Here is a 14,341-nt window from a genome sequence, read left to right on the forward strand (position 1 = left end):
GTTCTCACCCTATCCATCATTCACAAAAAGGAACATACACTGGTAGCTGTATGTCCCTTTTTGCGTTTATTTCATATACGTATTTAAAACTTTTTCGATGTCCGTATTAAGCTTGTTGATATCAACTGCTGGCACGGGCTGATTGACAAGCTGATATTTTTCTTTTAGTTTTAGGATTCTTTGGACACTTTCATTGATGCGTTCCTCTGTTATTTCCCCATTGCTGACGGCTACCTTCACCGCTTCTATCGCATCTGTAATATTGGCATATTCATGAGCGATTAAAATAATATCACTACCAGCCTTGATTGAATCGACAGCTGCTTGCCCGATCGCATAATGATTCGTGATGGCCTTCATCGTCATATCATCAGTCATCACAACACCGTCAAAGCCCAGTTGCTTTCTTAGTATACCTGTGATAATTTCCTTCGACATGGAGGAAGGATACTGGGGATCGATCTTTGGCAATAAAATATGTGCGACCATGACGACATCTGCACCATTGTTAATGGCCTCTTTAAATGGGACAAGCTCTAGCCTATTCAAATCGTTCAAGCTTTTTGTCACCTTTGGCAATTCTAAGTGGGAATCCACAGATGTGTCACCATGCCCAGGGAAATGCTTCACGACAGGAATAACCTGCTCCGACGCCAGACCCTTCATTGTTTGAATGCCCAATTTGCTGACAATAGCTGGATCATTGGAAAACGAACGATCCCCGATAATTGGATTATTCGGATTACTATTGACATCTAATACAGGCGCAAAGTCCAGATTGAAGCCAAATGCCTTTAATTGCTCCCCTAATAATTGGCCTACTTCAAATGAAAACTTGGATTGGTTAATGTCCCCAATTTTTTGGTTCGTTGGGAAATTTTTTAAAGCGCCTGGTAATCTGACTACTTTCCCACCCTCTTGGTCGGTGCCAAGGAAAAGTGGTAGCTGATTATTCGAATTGGCAGCCATTAGGTCATTCATCAATGTGACCGTTTGCTGGGGTGTTTCAAGATTATTGCCATAAAGAATTAAACCACCTACTTTAGCCTTTTGAATAAGGCTTATTGTCTCCTGCTGAAGCGTCGTACCTGAAACACCTGCAAACATCATTTGACCGATTTTCTCGTCCAATGTCATTTGTTCCACCGTATCTGGCGCTTGTGGCTTCAGTTCCGTATAGACCGAAATATGATGAACAGTAGGATTGGCATCACTGTCAATCGGTTTCGGTAAAATCCACTTTAATTGATAGCTGGCATTTACTTGGTAGACAAGAATAATTTGATCGGTTGAAGGATCCTGATAGTAACGAACTTCATCAGGTTCACCCAACTTATTTTTAATATCTGCTAAACGAATGCTTTTAATATTCTCTTTCGATGAACGGATATCGAAGGCCTGTGAACCTCGATAACCAATCGTCACATCCTCATAATCCTCATATTGTCCATTGGCGGATTCCGTGACCTGCTGCGGTTCTCCCCATTGCTCACGAACCACTTGTTGTTCTGTATCTCCTGCTGCAAATGGCACATCAGGTACTTTTCCTTCTCGTGCGAATTGAGCAATATCCTGAATGAGGACCTCTATATTGTCTGAACCACCTTCCTGTTCGGACGCATCCTCTTGAACGGGCGTTGTCTCAGGATTTCTAGTCGGTAGTGTGACTGGCCTCATTTTCATGCCGATAAAAAAGGCTAGACCCATTAACATCAGCACAAGAACTAGCAGCACACCACGTCTTCTTTTATGCATGTAAAAACCTCCTTCACCAAGCCATTTGGCGACATCGAAACAAATCTATCAACTAACGTTATCATAACTGCCACCTGAATTCAAAGCTCACGCTGTGAACAGAATCGCAGCCTTCAATAGAAAATATTATCGTAAGCTAGCAAAAATGCAAAAGAAGATGTTAAAATATTCACATAAAGGGGGATATAACACATGGGGAAATTAAGTAAGAGAAATATACTGTGGATTGTGCCAATCGGTATCTTAGCGGTATTTTGGTACTTCTATGGTCCACAAAAGGATATTACAGACAATGAATATATTACATACGTAAAAAACTATTCCTATGAAAATAGCGCAAAAACTTTGGAGAGTGCCTTTGCCTCTGCCTGTGAAAATCCATATTGGGTCTATTTTGAAACACAAAAGGGACAGGATGTTGTAGAGTTTGAGGGTGATTGCACGGTGAACAATGAAGTAGCCAAGGTCAATGTACAGTTTCTGGTAGACAACGACATCACAAGTGTTCAATCAGGTGCAATGCTTGTCGATAGTAAAATGCAGGAAGAAGCAGACCGCGATGAATTTTTGCTAGCACTTGCTAAATAATCCCTTATAGTGATGCTATAAGGGTTTTCTCTGGGAAAGCGGATAAAATGTGCAAAGTAGTGGATAGCAATCCTAAAGTGATGGATAGAAAGTTAAAAGTGGCGGATAGATCCTGTAAATTGACGGATAGCTCTGAGAAAGCGGAGTAAGATTTTGATGCTGCAATCGAATAAAAATGGAGAGGGTTGATCCTCTCCAGAAGGTGGTTATTATTTTTTCTTGGCGATCCAAATCGTCCATCGATCCTTTTCAATGATGGAACCTTCAGTGGTAATTGCATTCCTTATATGTTCAAGAAGGGTCGATAATTGGTTGTCATTCAATTCATGCAATAGACTACGCCCCACTCTACCTTGTAAATCAGCCAATAATTGCTCCTTATTGGCATAGACCTGTCTCGTCTCCCATAGTTTGAGCTCACTAATTTCTTGAAAGCCTACTTCTTGTAAGCTTTCTGTCACCAACTGACTAGTGTGTCTGCGCTCTACTTCCTTTTGAATAAGCGAAGGAAAACTTTCAAAGAAATAGCCCCTTATATGATGAGCATCCCCTGGAAGTAAGCAATCCTCTGGGGTGCGATCCTGTACGATAAAATAACCGCCTTGCTGTAAAAGCCGAAATGCCTCTTGAAAGCATGCTTTGACATCTTGTATATGATGAATTAAGGCTCTTTCAAGCACGATATCAAAAGTATCCCCTGCAAGCCCTGTATTGAAAGCATTTCCTTGCACAAATGTGATTTGCGGATATGCTCGACAATTTTCTTTCGCTCCGTCTAGCATGGCTAGTGAAAAGTCTACACCTGTTACAGATGCCACCCCCATATCGACAAGTGCCTTGGCATAAATCCCTCCGCCACAGCCGATATCTACTGCCCTTCCCATACTATGAAAAGGAATATGTTTCGCTAACGCTGCCTTCCATGAGCTATCTGCCTGTCTAGTTGTATAAGACGTACGATGTTGCTGATTATGGAAATCAATCCCCATTCTCTTCACCCTCCCCTTTTATTTTAGTGTACTAGTAGATCACCCATAAGAAAAATCTATAATTATTATAAAAATACATAAGCTTACCTTATCAAACGAAAAGCCCATGCTGGGATATGCATGGGTTGAGCTACCATTAACTATTTCTAGTAGGATGGGAGGACTTTAATATGGTCCGTTCAATTATTCTAATTTCGTTATTTAGTTTTGTAATCGCCGCTTCAATTTGTTGATAGCGCTCCATTCGCTTGACCTTCTCTGTTGGAAGGGAATCCTTTAAAGCAGCCTGTCCCGCGTATAAGCTTGACAGTAAATCTAGCTTTTGAAAATAAGCTGTGCTATATTGCTCCATAACACCCAGCCCCTTATCTGTTACTTTTTTACACGAACTTATGAATTGTTGTTCATATAAGAACTATAACCGAAAAAAGCAGCCTCAAAACTCCATCTAAATTATTATTTATTATCCATTTCCAAGTAAATGATTATTCTATAAATGCGCTAAAGCTACGTTATTCTTCTTTTTTTAACAAAGAATAGATAAATGTATCATGTGCTTGTCCCTTTTGATACATATAGTCCCTCAATATGCCCTCCTGTTGGAATCCAAGCTGAATTAAAAGCTTGGAAGATGCCTCATTCTCTAAAAAAACAACGGCTCCAATCCGGTTTAAGTTCATATCCCCAAAACCATATGCAATTACTTTCTGTACAGCTTCTTTTGTATAACCCTGCCGCCAGTAATCAGGATGAATTTCATAGCCAATTTCCGCTCGTTGATGTGCCGTCGACCATAAATGGAAGCCAACTGTACCAATCACTTCATTCGAATCTTTTCGTTCAATTCCCCAACGAATCCCACGCTTTTCCTCAAAATTTTTAGCAAATTGCTTAATTAACTGCTCAGCCTGCTGTGTGTCAGTAAAAGGCTCCTGCCCATAATAGCGTGTTAAAGCCTCATTGGAAAAGCAACGAAAAATCGCAGGAACATCCTCCTCTGTGAGTTCTCTTAACCTAAGTCTTGCTGTTTCTAATTCTGGAAACATGCTGTTCCCCTCCTCTACCATCCATATCATTCTCTACTCTTCCTTCAAAATCCTTTTTTGACAATACAAACGTGCAAACCCCAAAGTAGGCTTGCACGTTTGATTACCCGAAAGCTTGTGCTGCTAGAGCAAATAATGTTTGATTTCTTGTAGGTATTTTTTTGGCATTACGGATCATGACAGTGGTGTGGCAGCCATCGTAAAACCACTTTGTTGTAAAATTGGACCAAGCTCCTGTTGAACAGATGGACAGTCGATACGTAATTTCCCCTGATAGCCCTTAGCCAATTCATTGATAATATGATGCGCTATTTCTTTACTTGGTGCGACGATTGGCCCTAAAAGTAGATAAATTGGCCCCGCGATTGTTAAGCCATAGCCAATCATTTGGTTGTCTTGATTTTTGACAACAACACAGCGCTGTGACTGCTGTATTCTTTTACGCAAAAAGATTCTTCTACTACCCCCAAAGGCTGCTGCGTCAAGTTGGGCAAGCTGTTCAAAATCCTGTTCTTGAAATTCTTTGATGGTGCCTAAAAAATCGGCTTCGCTTGTCGTCTCAACATATTTGTCTGCAAAATATTTATGTACATGCTCAACAGTCGTGAAGCCCATTTTTTGATATAAAGGTTCACCTTCTTTTGTAGCTACCAGCATAATTGCTGTTTCCGCTGAAACACTATCGATACAGGCTTGTGTAACAATTCTACCTAAGCCAAAACCTCTGCATTGCTCATGCACAATTACCATGCCAATGGAAGCTACATTTGTGTCGTAGGGAATAATAGCTGCACAGGAAACAATTTTTCCTTCCATATTTTTATGTCCAACTATTCTACCTGCTGCCATAATCGTTTCAATTTCGTAGGCATCGTAATCCCATCCAACGGAAGCTGATAGCTCGATTAATCCCTGAATATCACTAGAAGTAAATAAAGTTAGCTCAAAATTCAATTAGATACACCCTCTCAAAAGAACATATGTTCCATTTTACAAAATCCCCCTTCCATATACAAGCAATATCTCTTAGCTTTAGCAATTATTACTATATAATTATTGTAAAATAGCCTATAATAGTTGCTAGACTATGCACTCCTACTTCAAGCATATAAAGGTGATTTCAACATGACATCCTATGAACGTATTCTTATAATGGTCCCGCCGTTTCCCTAGCTACGCAATCTACTTGAAACTAACAAAGTAGAATTTTGCTTGTAGGAGGGCAATATGTTGAAAAAACAGGCAGTACCATCTTTATTATTAATGATTGTTCTTGTGGCTTTTCCACAAATTAGTGAAACAATATACACACCATCACTTCCGGATATTGCCGCTGCACTTGATGTAGCCAATAGCTCTGTCCAATTAACATTAAGCATCTATTTTATGGGCTTTGCGTTCGGCGTTTTCTGCTGGGGATGGATTTCTGATTTTATTGGCCGTAGACCTGCCATGCTAGGTGGTTTAATTTTTTATGGAATAGGTAGCCTACTCTGCTTTTACGCAGAGACAATCCCTTTTCTATTAGCAAGTCGATTGCTACAAGCATTCGGCGCTGCAACTGGCTCCATTATTACGCAAACCATTTTGCGTGAAAGTGTGACCGGAAGTCAACGCCATGCTATGTTTGCTCAAATTTCAGCCGTCATTGCCTTTACCCCAGCTATAGGGCCGTTAATTGGTGGTTGGGTGGATCAAGCACTAGGCTTTCGAGCCGTGTTTTTTGTCCTTGTCATCATGAGTATCCTGTTGTTTATCTATGCTTATTGCAGACTTCCAGAAACAACCAATCCTGCAACAAGACAAAGAACAGCGATTTGGCCTGTCGTCAAACGCATTTTTGCTTCACCCATCGTGCTTGTCTATGGGCTACTAATAGGAGGTATTAATGGTGTTCTATTTAGCTACTATGCCGAAGCACCCTTTATATTCATCGAACATTTCCAGCTGTCACCTGGCCTGTACGGATTTCTTGGCATTATCGTTGCCCTTGCTTCCATAATAGGGGCTATGATTTCAAAGCGACTCGTCATTAGCCATTCGCCACAAAAAATCATCCATGTTGGCTGTTTGGTAATGCTTGGTGGCACTTTGCTTTTAACCATCGTTTGTACCCTGCCATTGCACGCGAGCAAGATGGCCATTGGTATGCTGATTACTATTTTTATCACACTGCTAGGCTCTGGCATCGCACTTCCTAATTGCTTAAGTTTAGCGTTAGTAGATTTTCAGGATGTGATTGGCACAGCAGGCGCTATCTTTAGTCTCGGCTATTACTTACTCGTCAGTGCCATCACATCTGGTATGAGCTTACTGCATAACGGTTCTTTACTGACAATGCCACTTTATTTCTTAGGTCTATCCTTGATAATGTGGCTTTGCGGGAGAAAGTTTATTCGATAATGGAAGAAAGCGGGCTTCCAATCGCTATCGCTTTTAGATAGATGAAAGACTAGAACAAAACCTCTCCTCCGAATAGAAAAAGTGGGTGAAATTTTACTCTTCGTAAAATTTCACCCACTTTGATTATAGGATAGCCTAGCTCTAAATTTTCCCCACTGGCACCTATTGAATTTTCTCACTCAAAGTGTAAATACTTAATGACAAAGATTGAACTATGTCAGTAGGCATCGTGCAGTGATCTAACTATCTCCTGATGCATAAAACTGATATAATAGATATACCATTAAAGTGAGGGGTGTTATTTATGAAAGAAAATTCATCCTTAGAACGTAAAAAGCAAGTGCAATTCGCAGTTGGTATGGCTGCCATTGACGGTGGAAAACCGAGCGCATTTACACAGAACCTCTTAAACCAATATGAAAATGGTCAAGTATCATCCAGCCAATTGAAACAAGCGATTGTTGAAAAATATACAAGGGCTTCACAGTAGTTTATGGACCCATATATTTATCCTAATACAAATGTCTTAATCAACAAATTAAATATTCGAGATGAACAACAATTGATTGACGTTGAAGCACAACTGTTAATCGCTGGGATTATAGATATTTCTTCTATCACGCATGAGATTGACTTCCAAAAATATAAAAGTCTTCAAAAGATTCATCACTTCCTTTTTCATGAACTATATTTATGGGCAGGAGAATTCCGCACAGTCAATATTTATAAAAGCGAACATGTTTTAAGCGGATTATCTGTTGCTTATAGTGATAAAGATCACATTGTATCTGATTTAAAAACTATTTTCAGTTGGTCTAAATCTAAGCAATGGAAGTATTCTAATCCTCTCCTTGTTGAGGACTTTTCTTCATTTATGACATAACTTTGGCGTGTTCATCCTTTCCGAGAAGGAAATACACGAACGGTATCGATTTTCATGAAGCTTTTTGCTGAAGCAAATAGGCTAGACTTCAATGCTCAATTGCTCTCACAGTATGCAGGATATTTACGAAATGCACTAGTTCTTGCAGCAGTAGAAGAAGCTCCGGAACCACAATATTTATTGAAGATGATGACAGATGCTCTGGATGTAGCTGATTTCAATAAATTCAAGGCTGACGATGAAACGTCTAATTATCAAGTAATTGGGCGTTATGATGTTTCCAAGTATAAAGAAAAGCCCTTTGAAACGGATTAAGGAATGGTTTATTTACAGATTAAGTATGTTTTACTTATTTAATACGCTAAAAAGGATGGTGATTTGTAATTGAATCATCATCCTTTATATATATATTTCGCAATAGGGATCATTTAATTCATTTAAAACCTTTTACTCTTAGAAAAATCACCTCCTAATTGAAATTTAATTTTTAACCCCATATTCAATCGAAGGTGTATTTTTTTATTTGTCTATACTGTTGAGGTCAGTCCTCAACATCAATTTTCCATTTTTTATACACCTACTAGTTTTTTCTAGCTGCTTCTCCTATCCTTGAAAATAATAATCCAACACTTCCTGAGGGGTATGAAAAACTTTGTTGCTTTGCGTTTTATAAAGAAATTTGGGATTCGTACAGGCTTTCTCTAGACTTTTTGCTTGCTTTAGCTTATCCGTCATTTGCTCTATAATATCTGTGTAGCCATCGAGCTGGTTTGAAATTTTCGGTAGCATCGTTGGTGAGATATCGAGTACAATAGAGACTTGATCCTCAGCATAACTATTTAAATTGATAAAAAAGCATTCTTCCAAATGCTTTGAATGTTTATCTACATTAATGACAGCCTCTTGATAATTGGCGATTAACCCTGTTGATGTATTCGTAATGGTAAAGCCTTGCTGTGTCAAATGCTGTTCAACTAGCATTAAAAACTGCTCGACCTCTGCATCTAGCTTTGGTGTAACAGTTGATTGAATTAAATCATTACATTTCTGATAAATGGTATCAATTTCGGTCTGTTTTTCGACAAGTAATTTAAAATTGGACATTGAATACACGCTTCATCTCCCCTTTTTACTAAGGTAGACATTCATGAAGCGTTTTAGTCATGATCACGAAAAATAACAATTAAAAGGAGAAGTCCATGATTAGAAATTCTGTCAAAGCCATCATCATCGTGGATGGGAAACTATTGCTAACAAAAAATCAAGATATAGAGGGCTACTTTTACCTTTGTCCAGGTGGTGGACAGGAGCATGGAGAGACCTTTCACAAGACGTTGCAAAGGGAATGCCTGGAGGAAATTGGCTCCTCCGTTCACATTGGAGAGCTGTTATTTATCCGTGAATACATCGGACAAAATCATGAGCATGCCGCCTTTGACGCTGATGTACATCAGGTAGAATATTATTTCCTCTGTCAGCTAAATGCGCAAACTTGTCAACCAACGAATCCTGATAGTCTTCAAATTGGGACACAATGGATACCGATTGAAAAGCTTCATACATATAGAATTTACCCCAAAGCGATTACCCAACCATTACAGAAATTTATACGAGAACAACAAACAACAATCTATTTGGGCGATGTCAATTAAAACAGGCTGTCTATCTCCTTAGACAGTCTATTCTTAATGTAGCACTTTCACCATCGTATAGTAGCTACTGCCTGGTGGATAATCTTTAATTTCCCCCACTACTTGATAGCCATGTGCCTCATAAAAGGTACGCGCTTGAAACTCGTAGGTTGTCAGTAGAGCTTTTGTTGCCCCCATGTCCTTGGCTACTAACTCTACCTGTGCTAAGAGTTTTGTGCCAATTCCCTTTCCACGATATTCTTTACTAAACCAAAATTTATGTATTTCTATCCATCCCCAGTAGACTTCAGCTGTTATACCACCTATCCATTGCTGCTGTTGATCTGTGACGATTAACTGTAAAGGAAGAACCGCACCCTTCTTTCTACTTTCGCGATGATAAGGAGATTGCTCATTATTATAGGCACGAATTTTTTCGCTTAAAAAATTTGTAAAATCCTCATGCTGTCCCCGTAAAACCTCTACTTGATATTCCATCTCGCTCCTCCTATTCCTGGTAACGCTTTATCAGCTTGTCTTGATGAGCTGCAAATATTTCTTCTAATGGAATATTGTACTGATTGGCAATCACGATAAGATTTCCTAAGACATCCCCTAGCTCTTCAATTAGCTCCTGCTTATTTTCTTCAAAGGATGGTGTTTTTTCATCTGGTCGATCTCTACCAATCTCGATTGCTCGAATCGCCCTGGCTACCTCACCTGTTTCTTCTGCCAAGAAGCCAATACGTGTAAAAATATTAAGCTCTGACCAGCCACGTGCTTCATAGTAATCCTTTACCCAGCGTTGAAATTCATTTAGTTCCAATTCAGTTTCCTCCATTTCCTTCCTCTTCAAAATAAATTATACTATAAAAGAATTCGATCAGATATGGAGGAAATCAGCTATGAAAAGTATTGCCGTATTTTGCGGATCCAGTCTAGGCGCTTCCGATGCTTATCGTCAAGGAGCGATTTTACTAGGAAAAGAATTAGCCAAAAGACAAATTACTCTTATTTATGGTGGTGCTTCTGTAGGCATCATGGCAACAGTAGCGAATACAGTGCTAGAAGAAGGCGGCAAGGTCATTGGGGTGATTCCGACATTATTAGAAGAACGTGAAATTGCGCATCAACAGCTGACAGAGCTGATTGTTGTAAAGACAATGCATGAACGTAAAAGTAAAATGATGGAATTAGCAGATGGCTTTATTGCCCTTCCTGGTGGACCTGGAACATTAGAGGAATTTTTTGAAGTATTTACGTGGAATCAAATCGGGCTGCTTCAAAAACCTTGTGCTATTTTCAATATGGAAAACTATTTTGATTTATTAATATCATTCTTTGACCATATGCAAAATGAACAATTTTTAAAAGCACAATATCGCGAGGCACTTATTGTTGATGAGGACGCAGCAGCACTATTAGATAAATGTGAAAGCTTTGTTCCTCCAGCTGTGAAAACTTATGAATTAAGCAAATAATAAAATGGTGAGGGTGGACCTAATTGGACTAACCTCACCTTTTTCATGCTCTAATCTCCAATACGATCCTACATGACTATGCGAAACAAAAGAAGAACCTGGTTGTTCTGATTACTAGTAATTTGGCTACTATGATTTCATAATTCTGCTTTCTTTTCCCGCCTTTTCACTGCTACCATAGCAATCAATACCATCCCAAGCTTCACCAGCCCAATAATGGCATAGAGACTAAATGAAAGAATCGCTGGTAATAATACCAGCCACCACGACCATGTAATGACATCTGTTAGCTTTAATACGACAAAGACAATGGTCAACACTTCTGCAATGCCCATCATTTCACCACCTTACAGCCCATCCTTGACTATATAGTAACTATATATCTTACGATAAGGAACATCACAGGAAAAATTTTCACTACTTTTTCTAAATCATACAACAGGAGGCAGTAAGATGACGAATATTTTTGTAAAAAGTGAGTTTGCTCCTTTAAAACGAGTTGTCATGGCGCAATCGGAATTTGCTTTTCCAGCTAAGGAGGCTCCAACAGATGATGAATTTTTAACAGAAGAAACACTAGCACTTTATGCAAGCGTAGATACACTCGGTAAAAATTTTAAAGATGTCTTTCCAGAAAGACAGCAGCAATGGGAATTGGAACGAGCAAATTTAAAAAAAGTATTAGAAAAATACGGGGTAGAAGTACAAGTACCAAGACGTTTAACAGACTATGAAAAAAAAGTAGGAAAAGAAGATGGCTATAGCAATTTCTTCGTTCGCGATCCCTTTTTCACTATCGGCCATTTTTTAATCGAGGGCTCCCTTCGATTCCCACATAGACGCAACGAAGTTTTGCCCGTACGTAATCTTTTAGCACAGGAAGCAAATGAAAATCAATGTTTCTATGTCTCCATTCCAAAGCCTGATATGGCAGATGGTTTAGATTCTGAAGCTGGCCCGTTCTTAGAGGGCGGCGATGTGTTAGTGTTAGATAAAACGATTTTTGTCGGGAATTCAGGACTAGCCTCCAATAAAAATGGTGTGCAGTGGCTGCGTAATTTAGCGAGTAACTTTGATTATACGGTGGTCGAAGTGCCGCTTCATCCAACCATTCTTCATCTCGACTGTGCGCTTAGCCTCGTTAGAGAGGGTCTAATGATTGTCTGCGAGGAAGCACTCATTGATGGTATTCCCAAACAGCTAAAAGATTGGGATAAAATTCACGTTTCCCTAGAGGATGCCGCAAAACTTGCTACTAACGGCTTACCTATTAATGAAGAAGTCTATATTACAGACAAAGAATTTACATGGATTGGCGAGCAACTAGCGAAGAGAGGTATCACCGTAGAATATGTTGATTTTACGATTTCTCGAAGCTTTGGCGGTTCTTTTAGATGTAGTACACAACCCCTATTACGCACGGATCTCTAGAAATTATCTCTCCCCACTAAAAAATAGTATGAATAATGAGCAACCTGAAATGGCACATTATTTGTAGGAGGTGGACAAGAAATGTCTAGAATTATTGGTGTGGAACAATCATTAACGAATATCGAAGATGCTTTAAAAGCACAAGGCTTTGAAGTCATCCAGCTTCGCAATGAAGAGGATGCGAAAAAATGTGATGCTTGTATTATTACAGGTCAGGATCGCGATGTCATGGGAATTAGTGATCCAGTTATGGAAGGTCCTGTGATTGATGCGAATGGACTATCGGCAAACGAGGTCGTTGAACGCGTCCAAAAATATTTCCACTAAAATCATTAGTGCTGTCTCTACGTCATTTTGACGAGAGCAGCACTTTCCTACATACAAATGGTCTCTACTTATAATACCTTGCGTTCTTGTACAAACTAATATACACGAACTTCAAAAAGTAGGGAGATATATGAGCCAAAAACAAATTGCGATTGTTATTTTAATGCTGACGACTACACTACTGCTATCAGGCTGTTGGGATGTAACAGAGCCGCAACGCATGTATTACGTACAAGGTGTGGGGGTTGACTACAAGGATAATGAATATACAGCATACTTACAAATTATCAACTTTGCTAACGTAGCGAAAACAGAATCAGCTAACCCTAATGCAGCGCCTACCGAAATTGGTCAAGCGAAGGGTAAGACAATAGAAGAAGCCATTTACAAATTGTATCGTTCAATGGACCAAGAAGTATTTTGGGGACATATGACCTTTCTTCTCTTCTCAGAGAGTGCTATGAAAGATGAACATGCGATTGCGGTTATTGATACTTTTTTACGCTTTCGAGAGACAAGATATCATATTTGGGTTTACTGTACCCAAGATCCTATCGAGGATGTTTTATTAGTTTCTCCATTGTTAGAGAAATCACCAACTGCCGCCAAATTGAGTAATCCTAAAAACACAGCGAAGCAGGAGTCATTTGTAGAGCCTGTTAATTTAAGACAGCTCGTCATTGGCTTAAATGAGCCCAATCACGAAATGAAAATTCCTTACGTAACCGTCAACGAAAACTGGGAAACAATGGATGGCTCCAAAACAGAAACCGTTTTTGCTGGTGTCGGTATTCTTTCAAAGGATAGTTTTAAAGGCTATATTAAAGGCAAATCGGCACGTGGAATCGAGTGGATGAATGATGAAACAAAGCAAGGAGAAATTACCGTCGAATTAGAAAATAATGAAAAAAGTGATTACTTAACCGTCGATATTAAAAAGCTAGATGTCAAAGTCAAGCCAATTGTGAATGGTAATGACGTAAAGTTTGAGGTAAATTTAAAATTCGATACGATTTTAAATGGTTTTAAAGGGAGGCTAACACCCAATCAGGTAAGAAAAAAAGTAGAAAAAGCCGTCAAGGAAGAAATCCTAACTACCTTTGAGGAAGGACTAAAAATGGATGCGGATGTCTTTCGTCTGTCCGAATATCTCTATCGTAGTAATGTAAAGGCTTGGAAGAGATTAGAGAAGGATGGCAAAATTCCTTTAAGCAAAGATTCCATTAGTAAAATCGATATTCATATTAATAAAGTAAGCCCTGGCCGTAAAACATTTGCAGAAACGATTACCGAATAATAGCTAGAGGCCATCCAAAATGGCATTGTCTCTTTCTTATGGCCATCTTGTCATGCTATAGTAATGGAAAAGATGAGGAAACGGTAAACAGACAGGAGATCGAGACGATGATAAAAGGCTTTGGAGGTATATTTTGGCGAACAAAGAATCTAGCTTCTGTAAAAAAGTGGTATAGCGAAACCTTGATGCTAGAAATAAACGATTGGAATGGGACAATCATTAAACCCCAAGAAGGCAATGAAACGATCTTTTCTTTTTTCACTGAACAGGACAATTATTTTCCAGCAGAACAGCAAGTGATGTTAAATTTCCAAGTTCATGATGTAAACGAGATGATAAAGCATCTTGAACATCTTGATGTCCCCCTCGCAAAACCTCTAAAGTGTACCGAATTTGGAAAGTTTATTTGGATTAAAGATCCAGAAGGTCGACTGATTGAGCTTTGGGAAAAATAGTTTACCCTTGCATTATATAAGTCAAAGAAAAAAGGACCAGACACTTGAGACTGGT

General features: G+C 39.1%; 20 protein-coding genes. 11 read left to right on the plus strand and 9 right to left on the minus strand.

Annotated elements, in window-relative coordinates; translation table 11 throughout:
- Positions 1–66: 66 nt before the first annotated feature.
- Positions 67–1,755 (minus strand): beta-N-acetylhexosaminidase, encoded by a 1,689-nt coding sequence (gene nagZ / locus QH639_RS12840; protein ID WP_281116168.1) that lies wholly within the window; start codon positions 1,753–1,755, stop codon positions 67–69.
- A 192-nt stretch (positions 1,756–1,947) separates the two neighbouring features.
- On the opposite strand from nagZ, the gene QH639_RS12845 reads away from it, so the two are divergent.
- The gene (locus tag QH639_RS12845; protein WP_048390581.1) at positions 1,948–2,343 is read left to right on the plus strand and encodes a hypothetical protein; all 396 of its coding nucleotides are present in this window, start codon (positions 1,948–1,950) and stop codon (positions 2,341–2,343) included.
- A gap of 209 nt (positions 2,344–2,552) precedes the next feature.
- Here the strand turns inward: QH639_RS12845 and QH639_RS12850 are convergent, their stop codons facing one another.
- The 4 genes from QH639_RS12850 to QH639_RS12865 all read right to left on the minus strand — a co-directional run bounded on the left by QH639_RS12850 (position 2,553) and on the right by QH639_RS12865 (position 5,332).
- Positions 2,553–3,332 carry a class I SAM-dependent methyltransferase gene (locus QH639_RS12850; protein WP_281116169.1) on the minus strand — a complete coding sequence of 260 codons (780 nt, stop codon included), beginning with the start codon at positions 3,330–3,332 and terminating at the stop codon, positions 2,553–2,555.
- Between the two features lie 136 nt (positions 3,333–3,468).
- Positions 3,469–3,684, minus strand: coding sequence for a hypothetical protein (locus tag QH639_RS12855; RefSeq protein WP_054548789.1), 216 nt, complete (start codon positions 3,682–3,684; stop codon positions 3,469–3,471).
- 160 nt (positions 3,685–3,844) lie between these two features.
- The gene (locus tag QH639_RS12860; protein ID WP_281114610.1) at positions 3,845–4,378 is read right to left on the minus strand and encodes a GNAT family N-acetyltransferase; all 534 of its coding nucleotides are present in this window, start codon (positions 4,376–4,378) and stop codon (positions 3,845–3,847) included.
- Between the two features lie 174 nt (positions 4,379–4,552).
- Positions 4,553–5,332 carry a GNAT family N-acetyltransferase gene (locus QH639_RS12865; protein WP_281114611.1) on the minus strand — a complete coding sequence of 260 codons (780 nt, stop codon included), beginning with the start codon at positions 5,330–5,332 and terminating at the stop codon, positions 4,553–4,555.
- 276 nt (positions 5,333–5,608) lie between these two features.
- Between QH639_RS12865 and QH639_RS12870 the strand changes: the two genes are divergently transcribed.
- The 4 genes from QH639_RS12870 (at position 5,609) to QH639_RS12885 (ending at position 7,979) form a co-directional block, all read left to right on the plus strand.
- On the plus strand, positions 5,609–6,781 hold the full coding sequence (locus QH639_RS12870) for a multidrug effflux MFS transporter (protein WP_281116198.1): 1,173 nt from the start codon (positions 5,609–5,611) through the stop codon (positions 6,779–6,781).
- A gap of 304 nt (positions 6,782–7,085) precedes the next feature.
- Entirely contained in the window at positions 7,086–7,271 is a 186-nt protein-coding gene (locus tag QH639_RS12875; RefSeq protein ID WP_048390572.1) for an antitoxin VbhA family protein, read from the plus strand.
- A 3-nt stretch (positions 7,272–7,274) separates the two neighbouring features.
- Complete coding sequence (locus QH639_RS12880; RefSeq protein ID WP_281114612.1) at positions 7,275–7,664, plus strand: hypothetical protein; 390 nt, start codon at positions 7,275–7,277, stop codon at positions 7,662–7,664.
- Between the two features lie 54 nt (positions 7,665–7,718).
- Positions 7,719–7,979, plus strand: a complete 261-nt coding sequence (locus QH639_RS12885) for a hypothetical protein (protein WP_237900450.1) — start codon at positions 7,719–7,721, stop codon at positions 7,977–7,979.
- A gap of 288 nt (positions 7,980–8,267) precedes the next feature.
- Here the strand turns inward: QH639_RS12885 and QH639_RS12890 are convergent, their stop codons facing one another.
- Positions 8,268–8,768: a hypothetical protein gene (locus tag QH639_RS12890; protein WP_227744841.1), complete on the minus strand. Its 501-nt coding sequence runs from the start codon at positions 8,766–8,768 to the stop codon at positions 8,268–8,270.
- A 95-nt stretch (positions 8,769–8,863) separates the two neighbouring features.
- Here QH639_RS12890 and QH639_RS12895 point away from each other — a divergent pair, with 95 nt between their 5' ends.
- Positions 8,864–9,316, plus strand: coding sequence for an NUDIX domain-containing protein (locus QH639_RS12895; RefSeq protein WP_281114613.1), 453 nt, complete (start codon positions 8,864–8,866; stop codon positions 9,314–9,316).
- 33 nt (positions 9,317–9,349) lie between these two features.
- Here QH639_RS12895 and QH639_RS12900 read toward each other — a convergent pair whose 3' ends face one another.
- The gene (locus QH639_RS12900) at positions 9,350–9,793 is read right to left on the minus strand and encodes a GNAT family N-acetyltransferase (RefSeq protein WP_281114614.1); all 444 of its coding nucleotides are present in this window, start codon (positions 9,791–9,793) and stop codon (positions 9,350–9,352) included.
- 10 nt (positions 9,794–9,803) lie between these two features.
- On the minus strand, positions 9,804–10,121 hold the full coding sequence (locus tag QH639_RS12905) for a MazG-like family protein (protein WP_237900948.1): 318 nt from the start codon (positions 10,119–10,121) through the stop codon (positions 9,804–9,806).
- 79 nt (positions 10,122–10,200) lie between these two features.
- Here QH639_RS12905 and QH639_RS12910 point away from each other — a divergent pair, with 79 nt between their 5' ends.
- Positions 10,201–10,776, plus strand: coding sequence for an LOG family protein (locus tag QH639_RS12910; RefSeq protein WP_066037501.1), 576 nt, complete (start codon positions 10,201–10,203; stop codon positions 10,774–10,776).
- 137 nt (positions 10,777–10,913) lie between these two features.
- On the opposite strand, the gene QH639_RS12915 is transcribed toward QH639_RS12910, so the two are convergent.
- Entirely contained in the window at positions 10,914–11,114 is a 201-nt protein-coding gene (locus QH639_RS12915; protein ID WP_281114615.1) for a transmembrane Fragile-X-F protein, read from the minus strand.
- Between the two features lie 115 nt (positions 11,115–11,229).
- Here QH639_RS12915 and QH639_RS12920 point away from each other — a divergent pair, with 115 nt between their 5' ends.
- From QH639_RS12920 to QH639_RS12935, 4 genes are all read left to right on the plus strand, one after another.
- The gene (locus QH639_RS12920; protein WP_237900443.1) at positions 11,230–12,207 is read left to right on the plus strand and encodes a dimethylarginine dimethylaminohydrolase family protein; all 978 of its coding nucleotides are present in this window, start codon (positions 11,230–11,232) and stop codon (positions 12,205–12,207) included.
- Between the two features lie 81 nt (positions 12,208–12,288).
- Positions 12,289–12,534 (plus strand): YkuS family protein, encoded by a 246-nt coding sequence (locus QH639_RS12925; protein WP_004228871.1) that lies wholly within the window; start codon positions 12,289–12,291, stop codon positions 12,532–12,534.
- 130 nt (positions 12,535–12,664) lie between these two features.
- Positions 12,665–13,831, plus strand: coding sequence for a Ger(x)C family spore germination protein (locus tag QH639_RS12930; RefSeq protein ID WP_048390553.1), 1,167 nt, complete (start codon positions 12,665–12,667; stop codon positions 13,829–13,831).
- A 107-nt stretch (positions 13,832–13,938) separates the two neighbouring features.
- Positions 13,939–14,286 (plus strand): VOC family protein, encoded by a 348-nt coding sequence (locus QH639_RS12935; RefSeq protein ID WP_281114616.1) that lies wholly within the window; start codon positions 13,939–13,941, stop codon positions 14,284–14,286.
- The last annotated feature ends 55 nt before the right edge of the window (positions 14,287–14,341 follow it).

Source organism: Lysinibacillus sp. 1 U-2021 (assembly GCF_029916965.1).
In the GTDB taxonomy this organism is placed as follows: Bacteria; Bacillota; Bacilli; order Bacillales_A; family Planococcaceae; genus Lysinibacillus; species Lysinibacillus capsici.